The organism is Paenibacillus sp. CMM36 (assembly GCF_053570945.1).
On record NZ_JBSEDY010000009.1, the window covers coordinates 1 to 16,795 of the forward strand.

The following is a 16,795-nucleotide window of genomic DNA, read 5'->3' on the forward strand; positions in this document are numbered from 1 at the left end:
CAGTGTACCCAGTCTCGAAACCACCGCAAAGTGGTGACTCGGCATGTCTGGGAAGACAGCAAAGAGTGGGTACGGAGCAACCGGCTGAGCCCATCTGGTAAAAAGCTGTACCGCAAACGAAAAGAGACGATTGAGCGAAGCTTCGCGGATGCCAAAGAGCTCCATGGGTTTCGCTATTGCCGTTTGCGCGGTCTTCCAAACGTCAGGGAACAAGCCCTTATGACGGCAGCCGTGCAGAACATGAAGAAGATGGCGATCCACCTAGATCGCCTGGAGAAACAGGGGTAACCCCCCCCTGCTTCTCCAGAGACCAGAGCATTATGATGTGAAAAAGAAACCCACGTCTCAAAATGACGGGGTTTCTCGACAATCTGGGCCGTCAATAGACGGTCTTTTTTGTATTCTCTTCTCTATGAACACTCTTATTCATATTTCATAAACTACTAGTGTAGCAAATATGTCTACAGAAAGAGGGTTAATTCAAATGAAACCAAAGAAAAGTGGAAAAGGCGTAGCCCCTGTCATATCCTCCCGCACTTTCTCAATCTCGGGAAATTCAAGAACTGTTTCCAGAGATTTAGTGTTCCGTGTTACAGCAGAGGATACCTTTGCCACAATTCTTTTAGATGATGTATCGATATCCTTATTAAGAACATAAATTACTTCGTATTGTAGGCATTTAGTCGTAAACTCTCGCAAGAGCAACTTGATGGCGCGATTGATACACCGTAAGCTTGCCAAAACAAAAACGCCTCCCCGTATGTTAACGGTGAGGCAGAAGGATTAATTCCTTACTGCTCTTTTTGCCTTCTACTAAATACAAATTCGTTATCCGCCGACCACTAGGTTAGCGGGTAAAAGGATACACTGTATACATTCTTAATGACTCTCAGGTTCTGAATAAGCTTGGACTACTTTTTTATGAGTAGTACCTTAGGTTTAAACTGTTCCATCCGTTCCCGCTCCTCACTATGAATTAACAGAACATGGTTATGAAGAAAAATTCGTGATAATATCTATGTCATAGTAAGTAGATATGAATTAATTGTTTGGAGGGATAATTTTGACTAAAATTCACCAAAAGTTGACTGAATTAATTGGAAATACTCCTTTGCTAGCACTGTTGAACTACAGCCAAATCCAAAATATTGAGGCAAACGTGGTAGCAAAGTTGGAATATTTCAATCCGGCTGGTAGCGTTAAGGACCGCATTGGATATGCTATGATTAAAGACGCTGAGGAGAAAGGCTTAATCAATAAAGACTCCGTTATTATTGAACCAACAAGTGGCAATACTGGAATCGGACTTGCATTTGCAGCTGCGGCTCTTGGATATAAACTTATAATTACACTTCCTGAAACGTTTAGTATCGAACGTCGCAAGCTTTTGACTGCGTTCGGTGCTGAGCTTGTGTTAACACCGGGATCCGAGGGGATGAAAGGCGCTATCAAGCGTGCTGAACTATTGGCTGCCGAAACACCAAACTCTTTCATACCACAGCAGTTTAGCAATCCTGCCAATCCAGAAATCCACCGCAAAACTACAGCTGTAGAAATCTGGCATGATACGGATGGCGGTGTAGATATTTTTATTGCGGGCGTAGGTACAGGTGGAACTATTTCGGGCGTTGGCCAGGGATTGAAGGAACGAAAACCTTCTGTAAAAGTGATAGCCGTCGAACCGTTCGATTCACCAGTGCTGTCTGGGGGTACTCCAGGTTCACATCAACTACAAGGACTCGGTGCTGGTTTCATTCCAAATAACTTTAATGAAGAATATGTGGATGAGGTTTTCAAAGTTAAAAACGAAGATGCATTTGAAACTGCACGCCTGCTTGCCAAAACAGAAGGGCTGCTTGTTGGTATTTCTTCTGGGGCTGCGGTTTATGCAGCAACACAAATTGCGAAGCTTCCAGAAAACAAAGGCAAGACGATCGTGGTCATATTACCTGATACAGGTGAGCGTTATTTGTCCACTCCGCTTTTCTCAGACGTAGAATAATAACAAAAGAGACAGGAATCCCGCTGCCTCTTTTGTTAATTTTCCAAGTACACAAGCAAGAGCTCATAGAATTGTTTCATTAACCTGAATTGATTTCTTTCTTCGCTAGCGGTCCATTTTTTGCACAACAAATGGACCGTTAGTGAAGAAAAAGTTACCTTGGTCCAGCGCGATGTTGTTGGAGCTCATCAGGATTTTCTGTAAAAAGTAGGCTTCCCCATAGTAGTCTTGTACCAATCTGTATGCCTCTTTCTTTAACTTGATGCGGGTGTAGTGCATCGTCATCAGGAAGTTTTCGATTGCGATATGAGGATTGATCTGCTCAGCTAAAACACTAGCATCAAATGCTCCTAGAAAGACTTCGGCTGAATTGTCGTAGATAAGGCAGCTGAGACATTTCTTGTTTGTTGAATAACATCAGTAGAATATTTACTACCCTTAGATTTTTGCTAGATACTTGCTGAAAATGATATCCTCCAACTTGATCCAACTAAAATCATCCTCGCCACGAAACAGTTTCACTTCCCTGCGAGCAGTATTTATAGACGTGATTACACCTGTGAGTTCTTCGTCATCGAACGGGCTAAAAACCACTAGTGTTATAGGTTGACGTGTGTTGTAGGACTCTATAAGCGCTTGCTCGATCAACTGGACTTCCTGATCGTCAAGTTCCGGCTTGCCTCTCCGCTGACGGTCTTTCATGAGTTTTAAGTATGCTTCCTTGTGTTCTGGTATGATAATCCTGCTGCTTTCCCATAAGCCGTTACCTTCTAATTTTTTCGACATGTATGTAGCCTCCTGATGTATTATGTAGAAATTATATTCCGAACATACGTTCTAGACAAGGCTTTTTGTATACCGAATCCAAAACTTTTGTCCTAGAAAAATATTCCTAGGTCTGATAGACTAGACGAAAATACAAAATCAGAGGGATAAAATGAAAATTTTGGAGCATTAAAATTGGCTAACCACCGCATATTCACCTGGTTAGATCAAGTTTTGAATAATGATTAAGTTTCTTTCCCTCAAATTCATCTCCTATATTGTCCCATACGATTGTATCGACATTATTCCATGCATCTTTCGAATTGTCATATCGCTATTCTCCATAAAATAAGTTTTAGACGGACTTTGAAATTGGAACAGTGACAACCAGTACGAGAAAATAATGTCCTAGACTGTCGCTGTTCCATTGAACTAACGTATCCCGTTAGCGGAATAACATATACGAAATTCTGATATTTTTGTACAATAGTCTTAATGTTTGATTTTCCTTGAAGTCTTTTTTAAATAGAAATTGTAGTCTGGTGCAATATGTAGGTTAGTAATATTACGTTGTCTATACCTACTATGTATTTCTAAAAATCCATATATCTCTTCTTATTCTCTATATCGAATTTGCGTCTAACCTATTTTACGATTTTGGCGGTAAACCATCTGTTGGCGGGAGTGGTAAAGAAGTCGATAGTAGAGCTTGACCGACCGAATATAAAATACGCCGTCGTTATGCCCCTCGTGAATCTTATCTATCGTTTTATTCTGAATGCGGACATTTGTGCCTCGATTGCATGAAACGACGGTTAATCACAGCAGAAACCGACATCCGCCCTCAAATAAAGGACGCGATGTCGGCTTTAAACTTAACGGCCAAACTCCTTATTGATTATTTTATTGTGAGCAGGCTCCACTTCCGGAGCTACCGAGTTGATGCACGTTACCAAAATATGCTGCCCGCCTAGAGATCCGAAGGCTCTCGATTCAAATCCGAAAGTACCGCCAGCATGCCCCCAGTATGATTGCCCGTCAGCTGTTTTTATTTCATAAATCCCTAGTCCAACTTTACCTATAGGTGAATCTACTGTCGTGAGCATCTGGTCCATTATCTCTTGATTTAGAAGCTTTCCGCCCAACAGCGCACTGAAGAAGGTGGTCAAATCTTTGGTTGTTGAGACTATATCTCCGGCTGCATTTGCCCATGATTGATTCATCTCTGTTAAATCATACAAATGACCCGATCTGTCCATATTATATCCTGTGGCATGCTTACCTGGAATATCGTGACTATTTTCCATTACAAATGTCCCTGTCATCCCGAGCGGTTCGATCAACCGTTTCCTGATCTGCTCCGCATACGTCTCTCCTGTTACCTTCTGAATAATTTGACCGGCTAGTATAGTATTCATGTTCGAATAGTTCCAGCCCTTCCCTGGCGCATATACAGGCGGCTTAGCTAGTCCCATGCTGATAAGCTCGTCGGACGAATAGTAACGGAATGGATTTTGAGGCAAGGTAATATCTCGAAAATCAAGATCAGTATAGCTCGCAAGCCCGCTTGTATGGTTCAATAACTGACGAATCGTAATTTTGTTGCCGTCATACCCATTACCCTTTATGACCCCCGGCAGCCATTTTTCGACCGAATCATCCAGGTTCAATTTTTTCTCCTGAGCCAACTGCAATACAACGGTAGCAGTGAATGTCTTCGTGATGCTTCCAATACGGAATGAAAAATCCGGCTCCACCGGGCGTGGTACTTCGAAACTGGCTGTACCCGTAGCGTAGGACCAGCGTTCCCCATCCTGTAGCCCGCCTGCCACGACACTTGGAACTCTTTTGTTGGTAACTACTTGATCCATGACGCGTTTGACTTCTTCCCGATGCTTTCTTTTCTTTTCTTTCTCGTTGAGTTCTTTTTTGGGTTCTTTTGCGAATTCCGACGATAAAATATTGTCGGTATTGGCAGCTTTATTGATAGCTTGATAAGTTGCCGTCTGACCCTCTGCGTGGACAGTTCCATAGGCCACTGTACCCGCCAATATAGCTATTAAAGTAAGTGCAACTCCTTTTCGAATGGTGAATGATTTCATAACGCATCGCTCCTATTATTTTGAATGTTGTTCTGCTTTACCCCCTCACCTTACCTCTGATATTGTTAAATCGAACAGTGATAAAACCGTCTAGCTTTTGATGACATCGTACTTGGACTTGTCACATATACCGCATGACAAACTATCAACTGTCTTATATGACGTGCTTGCTAAGCTACGTTCTAACCGCCGTTACCCCACCCTCTTTCGCTTGACGGATCGGGAAGTTATATTGCATGATAGGTCTGAATCATTCGGAATTTGATTTGCAAAAAAATATAAGAAGGTGTGCGTAATTCGTGTTCTCGATAATGAAAAAAAGGGTCTGGTATGATTGGATACTTGTGGCCATACGAACGCTTTGGCTGGTCATTATCGCAAGCGCTGGTTTTGTCGATCCGTCATTAACCGTTGTGTCGCTTTGGGTTGTACTTTCTCTCGCTTTCGTCGTTTATCTCGTTCCATTAATCATCCTCTATAGGAAAGAAGACTGGTATCTCACAATCGAAGTCACGGTAACGGGCTTTTTTTATCTTTATTTAGCTTACACAGCCCCGGGATTGCTTTGGTCTTTTGTTTTACTCGTGATTACTATCGGCTTGACGAGCAGTCGAAGAAACTATGTGTGGACAGGTATCCTTAGCGGAATCGTATTCCCGGTATTGAACGGTTGGATTGCTGATCGTCTCCCGTATGAGTTTATCGTTAGCTGCAGCCTTGGTTTTGCCATCGGCTTCGCGTTTAATATTTTAATTCAGTCCCATAAGCAAGCCCGAATTATTCAAGAGCAAAAGCTGTTGCTGGAGCAGCATATTAAGCGGATTGAGGAACTTACGCTGATGGAGGAGCGCAGCCGGCTGTCACATGAGCTGAATGACACGATTGGCCATACGCTTACCTCGCTCATCGTCGGCGTCGAATCACTGCGATCGTCCGTACCAGATGCGCAAATAGAGAGGATCAATTCGCTTGTCGGAATCGCCCAACACAGTCTGGTTGATATCCGAAAGCATCTGCATCAGCTCTCTCATACTCCGTTGAACCATTCGTTAAGTGAATCGCTGCGGCAATTAACTGAAGATTTTATGAAGTCAACAGGTATAACGGTCAAATTCCGTGTGATCGGCAGTGAGACTCTTGTTATGCAAAAAATAAACAATTGTTTATATCGTTGCCTTCAAGAGTCTCTAACCAACGTGGTTCGGCACGGCAAGGCGAGCATGATATCCGTTCAGTTACATTTCAATAGTCAGCAGCTTCGATTACAGATCGAAGATAACGGCATCGGAATGGAAGAAATCCAATTTGGATCTGGGCTCAATGGAATGAAGGAACGACTTGAACTATTTCACGGCACGGTGTCCGTGCATTCCGAGTCAGGACAAGGAACTTTCGTCATATGTGATATTCCGTTGCAGACAGAGCCTGTACATGATGCAATCCGCCTGCTGATCGTTGATGACCAGGTGATCATTACCGACAGCTTGAAGCAAATTTTGGATCAGCATGCTGATTTTAACGTCGTTGGTACAGCCAGGGACGGGCGCGAAGCATTAGAACATTGTGATCGCTCCCAACCAGATATCGTGCTAATGGATATTCGTATGCAAGGAATGGGCGGGATTGAAGCTTTAGTTGAGATGAAACAACGATGGCCTGATATGAAGGTTGTATTCATGACAACGTTTAAGGATTCCTCGCAGGCAGCAACTGCATTGGAGCGCGGGGCAGAAGGCTACATGCTGAAGTCGATTCATCCGCGGGAGATGAAGGAAGCCTTGAAACTTATTTATAATGGAGGAACCTGGATTGACCAATCGGTCGCTACGCGAGTCTTCGAAGAGATGAAGCGTCAACGTGAGCAGTTGGAGAAAATCGGTTCAAGTCAGGGAAACTACCCGTACGGGCTTACGAAACGCGAGATGGAGATTCTGGAGCAACTGTCGAGCGGTCTGCGCTACAAATCGATTGCCGCCAAGCTATTTTTATCGGAGGGAACGATCCGCAATTACTGCTCGATTCTCTACTCGAAACTCGGCGTCAACAACCGTGAAGAAGCATTAGAAATGGCGCGAATGAAGAATATCGTGTAGCTGGAGAACTTCCCGATGGTACTCACGATATAGGGGTCACGTGCTGTTCTTTCACAAAATGGGCCAGGTTCAACCAGTAGTGGTCGGTTGTTTCCATGCCAACGATGACGTCCTGGAACCCTTGCTCCGTAGCAATCTTTCTGAACCAGCTAACGAACAATTCAAAGCCTTCACGGTCGTTCTCAAACGTAATAGCCTTCTCGAACTCGACTCCGCGGTAGTCTTGTGCCCGGGCGACATGTTTGAATTTAGCGATGTCTACACCGATAATTAAGGTAGAAGAAGTGATTTGATTAATACGTTCATTTTGAGTAGAATTCATCTTGTAGTCTCCTTGGTTTGTTTTTGGATCCCGTCGCTGGCCAGCATCTTGGACCCATTTACATCATACCAAGGAGTCTTTTTCATTCTGAAACCTCTTATTTCAACTTACGCTCATATAAAAACTAAACCCACTTCATTATCAATATAGGGGACAAACTTGATAAATAGTGATTACTTTCTTCGTTGCAACGGCATTTTAAATTGACTGATTATTTATGTATTTGAAAGTTTATCAAGGGTTGGGTAGCAGCAACTTCCTCGTGTAAATCTTCATTTGTAAAATGAAAATGCTGGCTGTACTGAACCACGACTTGTTCTAAACCAATTTTCCTGATATCGATTCATAATAACCGGCCTGATTTGCAGCGTCCCAATACGATCCGTAGCCGGAAAACCTTCAGTCACTGGGAGCCGGATACGGTCATTTCCAGCCGAGGAAAGAGTAAGCTTGCGTCGACACATCGTGGAGGCAAAAACACGTTTTTACCAAGTGATTATATGACGATCGCACGGCATTATCGATGAAAGCGCGACCGTGGGCGAGGGAAAGAATTCGCCTGTCACTGAGAGTTGGAACGACTGTACGGCGTGGGCGTCTATTTCGCCGACCCGTACTCATCCTGGCAACGAGACTCCAACGAGAATGCCAAGTCTTGAGCGTGAATTTATCTCAAAGGGGCATAACTTCGCTCAGGTGACAGATGCTGATCTGGGACAAGCTCTCGCCCTGATTAACAACTGGCCCCGAAAAACTTAAGATGGAAGTCCTCTCACGAATCGTTACAGGAGGAACTGTTGTACTTGTCTTGACAATCCGTCTATTAAAAAAGGTGAAAGAAAACCATCATTTCACTGGTATTCTTTCACCTTTTACGGTTTAAGGCTTTTTCAGTAGCTTATATAATGACTCTACTTATTCAAACTGTAAATTTCCATCAGTTATTATAAATCCAAATGTTTTATTTAAGGCTTGTAACTCACTCCCATGAACTTCCGTTATTTTGATTATCTTATTGTTATCATCTCTAATCACTTTGAAATCGGATTTCCTTTAGCATCATAGTAAAAGTTATTTGATCTACCTTCATTTTTTATATCCTTATCAACAAACAATCTGACTTGCTTGCCATGGAAGAGAAATCTGTCCTCTTTCTTATCATAAGTTAGACCATAGGCAATGTAATCCTTTAAAGAATCGTAATTAAAATCGGCACCTTCACCAGCTTCTTGTACTGAGGTAGATGAACTGAGGCTTGTATCGTGATGATTTTCGATGGCTTGGATTTCAGGTGTACTCGGCGGAATGGGGAGCGCGATGAAGTCCAGCGGCAAGCCGATGAGCAAGACCAGGTATCCATACTCGGTTCAACTAACCCGATCAGGTCCATGAGCGTTCTCCCTCTTGTGCTGCAAAGTCCCGCCAGCCGAGACAAGCTTGTTTTGCGGCAAAATCAAATAAAAAAGTGCAAGAACCGCCAGTAAAGCAGCGCTGATGCTAATGGCAGCGGCATTCGTATACTGGCTGGCTATCCCTCCCCCGATGACCGGGCCAATCATAATACCGAGCCCTTCAATCCCGGAGAGTACTCCCCACCCGGTCCCCTTCTGATCCTCCGGAACAAGGTACGACAGCACCGCATTCCAGGCCGGAAGCACGGCTGAGTAAGACAATCCCAGCATAAAGGCAAACAGCATCGTTAATGCAGGCGGCGGCATGGATACGACTAACAGAGCCAATACGACCGTAAGCGATACGAAACCGGCGAACAGCATTTGCTTGTGCCCCCATCGATCGGCCAGCTTTCCCATCGGGACAAGAAACAGCATCGCGCCGGCCCCGCCTAATATGAGCATTAGCGAATATTGCGGCTGGCTCAGACCGAGTTGGTCAGCGGCAAAACCGGGCAGTATCGGCAGCAGCAGTCCCGCGGCGGTCATCTGCAGGACCATGCCTGGCAGCAGCCATTTCAGCTGAACGAGCCTTCTTCGCAGTCCTGCCGCTTGTTCGGCAAAGCTGACATTCTGGAGATGCAAGGGGGTTGTTCTGTTAATCCCGAACGATGCGATGCAGCCGACGGCGAGCAGCGCAACCATCAGCCGGAAGGCAGGTTCGAAGCCATAATCGAAGGTGAGATTGATTGTGACCGGCCCCAGACCGATGCAGGCCAACCACACGGTGTATATCGCTCCCATCTGGGCCGCCCGCTCCGTAAGTCGGACTTTCTCCAGACAAATGAGCCATATAGGCGACGCCCCCATCCCAAGCATCACGGAACCGGCAACAAGCCCCCAGGCATACGGACTAAAGAACACGGCGGCTAGTCCGGACAGCATCAGGACGAAAGTGGCGGGCAGCAGCCAGCGCAGCGAAAACCTGTCCAGCAAATATCCAGCCACACATTTAATCAGCGTATCGGCTGTATAATGAAGCGAGACGGCAAGACCGACCAAAGCAACGGTTTGCCCCGACTCGTTGACGGCAAAGTTCGGCAGGAACGAGAACAAGAAAGCGCTTCGGACAAACTCTGTGCAAAAAAGCACCGTGAACAGCGTCAGAGTAGAAAGCTTGAACGCGCTCCTCCCGCTCATCATATTCCACTCCTTCTTAAGGGACTTGCCTCAGGAAACAAATGCCGGACAATATGGTCCGCAGCCGCTTTCTGCCTTGCTGCGAGCAGCCCGTTCATCATCGACTGCTTGATCTGCTCAGAGGAGATCATCGCTTGTATCTGCAACACCAGATCATGAATCGTAAAGGCCACGACTGCCGCTCCTTTGCGCTGCAAATACAGGGCATTTTCCTTCTCCTGCCCCAGAAACGGATTTAGGATGAAAATTGGAACCCCGGCCTGAATCGTCTCGGATAGTGTAACGCCTCCCGCTTTCGTGACTACGCAGCAGGCGCTGCTCATCAGAACATGCAATTGATCGGTGAAGCCGAATACATCCACACTTGCATCATCCGCCCAGCTCTCCGCAAGCCTCCGTCTCCATCCTTCCTGCCGGCCGCAAATCACTTGAATGCGGACGCCTGACAAGAGCAGCAGCTTCCCGATGAGCCTCGATAGCGAATGCAATGTGCCGCAGACGTTAGCCATAAGCAGAATCACATGCTCATCTGCTTCTTTAACGGAGCCGGGACCACTCATTGCCGCATCATGAAATGACTCTCTGACCGGAATTCCGGTCACGGTAATACGACTCTCGGGGACGCCCTGCCTGACCATGGCCTCTTTCACGTCGCTGGCAGGGACAAAATAATGATCCGGCTTGGCGAACAGCCATCTTCGGTGAACGTCAAAGTCCGTTATGACAACAGCAGTCCGGGGACGGATCGCAGATAATGCCACGCTGCTTGGCAAGCTGCCGAACGGGAATGTATAAATGATGACTTCCGGCTGGTACTGGAGGATGATTTTCTTGAGCCTGTCGCCGCCAAGACTGTTCATCCAGGCTGCGATCTTTCCCTTCATGGGAAGCTGGTTGGTCAGATGGTAGGTCCATCCGTAATAGGGAATGCCCAGGCTGGCTGCATACAGGCTTTGCCGGTACAGATAGCGGATTATTTTGTTCAGCACAGGATAGGCTTCCCGGAACAAGTCGACAACCGCCACCTGGCAATAACCATTGCGGATCAAGCTTTGCTGCAACACCTTGGACACCTGATGATGACCTTCTCCGTAATCGGCCGTTAAAATTAAAATTTGCGGTTCCTGTCCCACTATTGTCACCTCATTTCCTTTGTCAAGCCATTTCATCCAGACGAACGAATTGCAAGTTGCGTCCCTGTAATTGATGCAGTACTTCCTCCAGAGCCCGAAGCATAAAATATGGCGCGTGACGGTCCGCTCCCGGCGAATCTCCGCTGTCATGCAGCAAAATAACAGATCCGTCCGTAATTCCGTTCAGCAGCGTTGCCTTCAGTTTCTTGCGGCAGCTTCTGCTGCGCCAGTCCCCCGCCTTCAAGGACCAGAGTACAATGCGGTACGATTTGGGATGAAAGAAATCGAAAGCGTTCATGAGCCCCCACGGCGGACGATAGTGATCCGGCCTTTTTCCAATTATGGATTCAATAATATCTGCGGTCCGTTTCATATGATCACGCCGCACCGTCCAGGGAAGCATCAGCCAATTGGAGATGTGATTGTAATTGTGGATTCCAATCTGATGACCTTCACGATCCATTCTTCTGATCAGATCCGGGTGCAGCTCCGCCTGCGAGCCAAGCACGAAGAATGTGGCCTTCACTTGATAATCCTGCAATAAATCCAATAATTCCGGTGTATACCTCGGATGCGGCCCATCGTCGAACGTGAACGCTACCTGGTTCTTGGTCGTTCCCTTACGAAAGGCTCCAAATTTGATCATTCTTGGCAGAAAACTAGGAATTATCATATACAGACTGATGAAGCCTATGAGCCCAATCAACAAATATTTAACAAGCAACGTCTTTATCCTCCTTAGTGAAAATTAAGCTTAAGCATACTGCTGCAAGGAGCAAACCCATTTTTCTTCCTGTGTATCGCTCTGCATGCTCAGAATTTGCATGACCGCATGTCTGGCGGAATCCTGCTGTCTGCACAGCCCTGCCTTCTCCCTCATTTCTTCCAATAGGGAAGGCTGTTGAACCAGCCGCTGAAGCTGATCCTGCAAATTGTCAATCTGACATAGATACGCTACTCCCGCTTGAATCAAATAACCGGCATTATCCTTTTCCTGCCCCAGCCGTGGCTCCAGCAGCAGCATGGGAAGCTGAAGCGCCAGCGCTTCGGAGGTCGTCAGTCCGCCCGGCTTGGTAATCAATACGTCTGCGGACGCCATCCATTCATGGATTCCCTCCAGGAAGCCTGTCAGTATGACGTTATCCCTGTCTCCCAACGCTTCACGCAGGCGGTACAGCAGCTTCACATTGCGTCCGCATACGATGACAAATTGCACGTTAGGGGGAAAAGAGTCAGATTGCATTTGCTCGATGAAGGATTTATCGATAATCCCGCAGCCGCCACCCATCACCAGCACGACAAAGGCGTCAAGAGCCAAGGCCAGCTTCTCGCGCAGCCGGTCTTTATTGTCATGCTGACTGTAGGATGGGCGAACAGGGATGCCCGTTACAGCGATTTTGTGGTCAGCAACGCCTTTTCTCTGCAGAGCTGCACGCACGCCTTCGGAGCCAACCAGATACAGATCCGTAGACGGATGTATCCAATAGCTGTGATCGGAATGGTCGGTAATGACCGTTGCCGCAGGCAGATCCGTCATCCCTTTTTCCTTAAGCAAGGAAATGGCGGCTGATGCCAGCGGGAACGTGCTGACAATCAACGTCGGCTGTTCCTCATTCAGAAGTTTGAGCAGCCGCTGCAGGCTGGTCGTGAGAAAATGCTTCAGGAAGAAAGTAAGTGTACTGTCCGTCCGGGTCTTCTGATACATATATCCGTATGAGGAAGGAAAATGCTTCACCCATTGCAGGAAGCAATACCGTTCAACCACATGCATGCGGGGATGGATCCATTGCATGAAGTCGATCACCTCTACTCCCTGTTTGTACAGCACCGATGCCTCTAAAATCGCCTTGGCCGCCTGCATATGTCCATCCCCGAGCGCGCCGGACAGAATCAGCAGCTTTTCCCGTTTCATGCTATTCATCAACAATCGCCTCCCTCGTGAAATTTAACTATGCATGAACAAAACAACCAGCACCGCCGTTAGGAATCCGACCATCCCACCAGCCACACAATCGATCGGATAGTGATAGCCCCAATAAACCCGGGATATGGCCACCAACAAGGCCAGACCAATCAAGACAAGCATAATTGCCGGCGATGAGGCCAACATAAAAGGTGTAACCAGGGCGAAAATAGCGGTAGTATGGCCGGATGGGAAGGAATAATCCTTCAACGGGAATTTGCCTACCTTCACCTGCTCCAGCTTGCGGAAAGGCCGGTCTCTGCGCACCTTTCTCTTGATCAGGACAGCAATGATATGGCTAACGGCCAGTGCGATCAAGCTTTGCAGCCCGATTCTGCTGAACTCCCCCTCGGCGAACCATGCCAAGGACACGGCGCAAATGATGGTAAACAAAGCTCCGCCCAAATGGGTAATCCATCCGAACAATCGGTCCATTGCCCTACTGCTCAGCCGCTGGTTGCACCAGAAGAACATCGTTTGATCAATTCGCCTTATCCACTGCATCCTGTTTTCCGCCTCCATTCCCTTTTTTTTCGATCGGTTGATGTTCATCCCTTATCTTCCTCCGCTCGCACAGCTTCCGTATCAAGAACCATATTGCCGCAATCGCAACACCAATGCCCACCAGCGTAATCGTGAGAACTTGGTTCACCATATTCTCTGCCGCACGGCCATATATATAGAAGAGAAAACCGACTACATAAAACTTCACCGCCCGGCCAATGGCCGCATAGCTGAGCAGCTTCCACAATGGATAATTCATGCATCCAGATAAAATCGTAAATATTTTAAATGGGATCGGAGTGAACGATCCGATCAGGATTGCAGCCTCGCCGCGGCGGGCAAATAAGTCGCTTGCCGAATCCAGCCATTTTTTCTTCATTACACCACCCATAACATGCTTTCCCGACACCTTGCCGATCCCATAACCGATCGGTGTCCCAAGCAGACTTCCTGCAAAGCCAACCGTAGCGAGCCATAAAGCCGACTCCGGTTGCACCGCGCTTAAAGAAAGCTGCAGGAAGAACGCCGGGATGGGGAAAATAATCGCATCGAGCATAGCGTGAATGAAAAGTCCCGTCGCTCCAAAGTTCTGTAAAAATTCCATAATTTTATCCATGAATGCCTATCCCGCCTTTGTTACAGAGCATGATGAAAAATAGGTTGCCTCCGGGCGGTATGGGTTTCCAATCGCTGTGTTTCCAACTCCATACCGCCCTCCAGGAACTTACTCACCACGCTCTTAGTTTCTTTTTTTTTAATTAATTGGAGCTTGATTTGGGTAGACATAACTCCTTTGAAACGGACCGTCACTTCACCGTCATAAATCGGTTCCTCAGCGAGCTGCGGGAGTGAATCAGCATCATCGGTATCAATTTTTCGGTCTTGCGGCCAATCCGCTTCTTGCCTTCAGGGTGCATGACGGATAACAATAATCGGAGATAAGCCGTTGTAATGCGTTGGAACAGATCGGATTTCATCGGTTGTTGTTCGAAACCAAGACCATGTATCAAACCACGATGAAGCAGCGTAACGCCGACTAACGCCTTCACCTCTCTGAACTCCGGCTGACTTGCGAATGCCTCGCTGATCTGCTGCATGGATTTCCGTGTAAGCCGGGCCGTCATGAGCGCTGCGCGGTCTGAGTCTTCGGATTTGATCAGCGTCAGAATCGTTTCATTATTGAGATGGAGTTCCCCGACCAGATCGCCTTTATTGATGATCGTGGAGTCCGCACAGACGATACTCTCCCCTCGGTGTTTCTTAATCATGACTTTGCAAATTCCAAAGTGCGATGTATGCGAGCCGCGAAAGCGTGAAATCCAATCGAACCCTCTTTCCCACACCATCCAGGCCGCCTGCATTGAAGATTTGCGTAAACGAAGCAACATTGATCCAATCATCCCTCATTCTTATTTTAATCGACAAATTTTATTGAAATTGTCCAACTGAAATAATATTCCTATGTGAATTCCTTATTTTTGTTACTTTTATGATAGAGGATTTAACCAAAAAAGCATCCGGGCTGAGGTACTGGATGGTGGCCCGTCTTGAGGGGGGCCTTCACTCAATTTGATGCACATCGCTGATCGCTCAAGTTTAATCTGATATATAAGTGCGACCAAAAATAATTTCGTTACATGCTAGTTGAGATTCATTTGCACTCCTAACAATCCAATCAGGTAATACTGATAAGATGGCTTCTCCTTCTGAAAAGTCCGGATGACCCGAATCACATCGGTACGATGCTGATCGGAAACCTTCAATTAAAGCAGTGTGCAGCGCGTGCCGGGAAAATGACGGAAAGTCCCCTCATAGACATCTTCTTCAACAAACCCTGCAACCTAAGGATTCGTCGCCCTCTTACGGCCGAAGCTAAACAATCCATTCAGTTCTGCGTACCACCTGTAAGAAATGTACAGCTGAATAAGAACGTGAGTTCAAATCCCTGAAGTAGCGAATCGTTAAAGAGCAGCGTTAGGAATCCGTCTCCAATATAGCTATTATAGTAAGTGCAACTCCTTTTCGAATGGTGAATGATTTCATAACGCAATCGCTCCTATTATTTTAGAATCTTGTTCTGCTTTACCCCCTCATCTTACCTCCGATACTGTTAAATCGAACAGTGATAAAACCGCCAAGCTTTTGATGACATTGACTTGGACCTGTCACATATACCGCATGACAAACTGTCAACTGTCTTATATGACGTGCTTGCTAAACTACGTTCTAACCGCAGTTACCCCACCCTCTGTCGCTTGACGGATCGGGAAGTTATATTGCATGATAGTCTGAATCATTCGGAAATTGAGATGAAGGAAGCCTTGAAACTTATTTATAATGGAGGAATCTGGATCGACCAATCGGTCGCTACGCGAGTTTTCGAAGAGATGAAGCGTCAACGTGAGCAGTTGGAGAAAATCGGTTCAAGTCAGGGAAACTACCCGTACGGGCTTACGAAACGCGTGATGGAGTTCTGGAGCATCTGTTGAGCGGACTGCGCTACAAATCGATCGCCACCAAGCTATTTTTATCGGAGGGAACGATCCGCAATTACTGCTCGATTCTCTACTCAAAACTCGGCGTCAACAACCGCGAAGAAGCAATAGAAATGGCGCGAATGAAGAATATCGTGTAGCTGGAGAATTTCCCGATGGTACTCACGATATAGGGGGCACCTCACGAAACGGAAAAAATCGTATGCTAAGCAATGCGTTGCAGAAAAAACCGGACCCTTACAGGGGAATCCGGTTCTCGTCATAGCAGCAAGTGAAGTTGAACTATCGTGTCCCGTTACTTTAACGATGTAATCGAACTGAAGCTAAATGCATTAGATCCAAATATCATTGACTGCTGTTAATTCTGACTCAGTCTCGCCAGTGTTTACTACGCCCCTGGGCTCTACTAACATGATATGATACTCCTGGTTAGCGAAAGTTTTGTGTTCGACACCCTTGGTACAATAAACAACATCTTGGGAAATCTTTACTTGGCTATCGCGGAAATCAATGAACATCTCTTCTTCGAGCACGATAAACACCTGGTTGGTATCTTGATGAGGAGACCAATGTATTGATCTTAGATAATTTCTCATTCAGACTATTACTTTATTTTTCAGTCTAGAACTTTAGACACCTACAATAAAGACCGCAAAGGCTTAAGCCCTTACGGTCTAATTTACTTCTGGCATCCTGAGTCCATTTTCACTTTTCTTGTTTCGTTTCGTCCCCCGTCCATAGTCGTTGGTGACAAAATCCAGTATTCGGTTGACAGCACCAAAAATGGCCAGGCGGACATTACAGATACCAAGAATGAAGCATCTA

General features: G+C 46.3%; 16 protein-coding genes and 4 pseudogenes. 5 read left to right on the top strand and 15 right to left on the bottom strand.

Annotation, left to right across the window (positions count from 1 at the left end; genetic code table 11):
- The coding region (locus ACWA2B_RS17550; protein WP_449292468.1) for a transposase at positions 1–288 on the top strand (288 nt) is incomplete at its 5' end.
- Positions 289–480: 192 nt separating this feature from the next.
- Here the strand turns inward: ACWA2B_RS17550 and ACWA2B_RS17555 are convergent.
- A complete protein-coding gene (locus ACWA2B_RS17555) occupies positions 481–741 on the bottom strand; it encodes a hypothetical protein (protein ID WP_209949540.1) in 261 nt (86 codons plus the stop codon).
- 322 nt (positions 742–1,063) lie between these two features.
- Between ACWA2B_RS17555 and cysK the strand changes: the two genes are divergently transcribed.
- Positions 1,064–2,002, top strand: a complete 939-nt coding sequence (gene cysK / locus ACWA2B_RS17560) for a cysteine synthase A (protein WP_029517693.1) — start codon at positions 1,064–1,066, stop codon at positions 2,000–2,002.
- 105 nt (positions 2,003–2,107) lie between these two features.
- Here cysK and ACWA2B_RS17565 read toward each other — a convergent pair whose 3' ends face one another.
- The 3 genes from ACWA2B_RS17565 to ACWA2B_RS17575 form a co-directional block, all read right to left on the bottom strand.
- Entirely contained in the window at positions 2,108–2,287 is a 180-nt protein-coding gene (locus ACWA2B_RS17565; protein WP_449292469.1) for a hypothetical protein, read from the bottom strand.
- 153 nt (positions 2,288–2,440) lie between these two features.
- Positions 2,441–2,788: a YolD-like family protein gene (locus ACWA2B_RS17570; RefSeq protein ID WP_069010548.1), complete on the bottom strand. Its 348-nt coding sequence runs from the start codon at positions 2,786–2,788 to the stop codon at positions 2,441–2,443.
- Between the two features lie 854 nt (positions 2,789–3,642).
- Positions 3,643–4,869 carry a serine hydrolase domain-containing protein gene (locus ACWA2B_RS17575; protein WP_069010547.1) on the bottom strand — a complete coding sequence of 409 codons (1,227 nt, stop codon included), beginning with the start codon at positions 4,867–4,869 and terminating at the stop codon, positions 3,643–3,645.
- A gap of 299 nt (positions 4,870–5,168) precedes the next feature.
- On the opposite strand from ACWA2B_RS17575, the gene ACWA2B_RS17580 reads away from it, so the two are divergent.
- Positions 5,169–6,962, top strand: coding sequence for a response regulator (locus ACWA2B_RS17580; RefSeq protein ID WP_449292470.1), 1,794 nt, complete (start codon positions 5,169–5,171; stop codon positions 6,960–6,962).
- A gap of 37 nt (positions 6,963–6,999) precedes the next feature.
- Here the strand turns inward: ACWA2B_RS17580 and ACWA2B_RS17585 are convergent.
- A pseudogene (locus ACWA2B_RS17585) lies at positions 7,000–7,284 on the bottom strand (IS110 family transposase); the annotation flags it as partial.
- 365 nt (positions 7,285–7,649) lie between these two features.
- Here ACWA2B_RS17585 and ACWA2B_RS17590 point away from each other — a divergent pair.
- Positions 7,650–8,096, top strand: a pseudogene (locus tag ACWA2B_RS17590) (transposase); the annotation flags it as partial.
- Between the two features lie 219 nt (positions 8,097–8,315).
- On the opposite strand, the gene ACWA2B_RS17595 reads toward ACWA2B_RS17590, so the two are convergent.
- The 10 genes and pseudogenes from ACWA2B_RS17595 to ACWA2B_RS17640 all read right to left on the bottom strand — a co-directional run bounded on the left by ACWA2B_RS17595 (position 8,316) and on the right by ACWA2B_RS17640 (position 14,863).
- On the bottom strand, positions 8,316–8,630 hold the full coding sequence (locus ACWA2B_RS17595; RefSeq protein ID WP_449292471.1) for a hypothetical protein: 315 nt from the start codon (positions 8,628–8,630) through the stop codon (positions 8,316–8,318).
- A 21-nt stretch (positions 8,631–8,651) separates the two neighbouring features.
- On the bottom strand, positions 8,652–9,320 hold the full coding sequence (locus ACWA2B_RS17600; RefSeq protein ID WP_449292493.1) for an MFS transporter: 669 nt from the start codon (positions 9,318–9,320) through the stop codon (positions 8,652–8,654).
- A 30-nt stretch (positions 9,321–9,350) separates the two neighbouring features.
- Positions 9,351–9,878 (bottom strand): annotated as a pseudogene (locus ACWA2B_RS17605) (MFS transporter); the annotation flags it as partial.
- Positions 9,875–11,008 carry an MGDG synthase family glycosyltransferase gene (locus ACWA2B_RS17610; RefSeq protein WP_029517701.1) on the bottom strand — a complete coding sequence of 378 codons (1,134 nt, stop codon included), beginning with the start codon at positions 11,006–11,008 and terminating at the stop codon, positions 9,875–9,877. The gene ACWA2B_RS17610 and the pseudogene ACWA2B_RS17605, both read right to left, overlap by 4 nt.
- 22 nt (positions 11,009–11,030) lie before the next feature.
- The gene (locus ACWA2B_RS17615) at positions 11,031–11,732 is read right to left on the bottom strand and encodes a polysaccharide deacetylase family protein (RefSeq protein WP_029517702.1); all 702 of its coding nucleotides are present in this window, start codon (positions 11,730–11,732) and stop codon (positions 11,031–11,033) included.
- 30 nt (positions 11,733–11,762) lie between these two features.
- On the bottom strand, positions 11,763–12,929 hold the full coding sequence (locus ACWA2B_RS17620; protein WP_209949530.1) for an MGDG synthase family glycosyltransferase: 1,167 nt from the start codon (positions 12,927–12,929) through the stop codon (positions 11,763–11,765).
- A 24-nt stretch (positions 12,930–12,953) separates the two neighbouring features.
- Positions 12,954–13,475, bottom strand: a complete 522-nt coding sequence (locus tag ACWA2B_RS17625) for a phosphatase PAP2 family protein (protein ID WP_039272208.1) — start codon at positions 13,473–13,475, stop codon at positions 12,954–12,956.
- The gene (locus ACWA2B_RS17630; protein ID WP_449292494.1) at positions 13,453–14,079 is read right to left on the bottom strand and encodes a YqaA family protein; all 627 of its coding nucleotides are present in this window, start codon (positions 14,077–14,079) and stop codon (positions 13,453–13,455) included. Before ACWA2B_RS17630 ends, ACWA2B_RS17625 begins: the two co-directional genes overlap by 23 nt.
- A gap of 32 nt (positions 14,080–14,111) precedes the next feature.
- Entirely contained in the window at positions 14,112–14,261 is a 150-nt protein-coding gene (locus ACWA2B_RS17635) for a hypothetical protein (protein WP_449292472.1), read from the bottom strand.
- Between the two features lie 20 nt (positions 14,262–14,281).
- Complete coding sequence (locus ACWA2B_RS17640; RefSeq protein WP_049816996.1) at positions 14,282–14,863, bottom strand: YkoP family protein; 582 nt, start codon at positions 14,861–14,863, stop codon at positions 14,282–14,284.
- A 918-nt stretch (positions 14,864–15,781) separates the two neighbouring features.
- On the opposite strand from ACWA2B_RS17640, the pseudogene ACWA2B_RS17645 reads away from it, so the two are divergent.
- Positions 15,782–16,110 (top strand): annotated as a pseudogene (locus tag ACWA2B_RS17645) (response regulator transcription factor); the annotation flags it as partial.
- Positions 16,111–16,795 lie beyond the last annotated feature (685 nt).

What these genes read in the sequence shown, in the direction of transcription:
- ACWA2B_RS17565 (WP_449292469.1), bottom strand. Translation starts at nt 2,287, where the DNA reads ATGACGATGCACTACACCCGCATCAAGTTAAAGAAAGAGGCATACAGA.
- ACWA2B_RS17570 (WP_069010548.1), bottom strand. Translation starts at nt 2,788, where the DNA reads ATGTCGAAAAAATTAGAAGGTAACGGCTTATGGGAAAGCAGCAGGATT.
- ACWA2B_RS17575 (WP_069010547.1), bottom strand. Translation starts at nt 4,869, where the DNA reads ATGAAATCATTCACCATTCGAAAAGGAGTTGCACTTACTTTAATAGCT.
- ACWA2B_RS17620 (WP_209949530.1), bottom strand. Translation starts at nt 12,929, where the DNA reads ATGAATAGCATGAAACGGGAAAAGCTGCTGATTCTGTCCGGCGCGCTC.
- ACWA2B_RS17625 (WP_039272208.1), bottom strand. Translation starts at nt 13,475, where the DNA reads ATGCAGTGGATAAGGCGAATTGATCAAACGATGTTCTTCTGGTGCAAC.
- ACWA2B_RS17630 (WP_449292494.1), bottom strand. Translation starts at nt 14,079, where the DNA reads ATGGAATTTTTACAGAACTTTGGAGCGACGGGACTTTTCATTCACGCT.
- ACWA2B_RS17635 (WP_449292472.1), bottom strand. Translation starts at nt 14,261, where the DNA reads ATGTCTACCCAAATCAAGCTCCAATTAATTAAAAAAAAAGAAACTAAG.
- ACWA2B_RS17640 (WP_049816996.1), bottom strand. Translation starts at nt 14,863, where the DNA reads ATGTTGCTTCGTTTACGCAAATCTTCAATGCAGGCGGCCTGGATGGTG.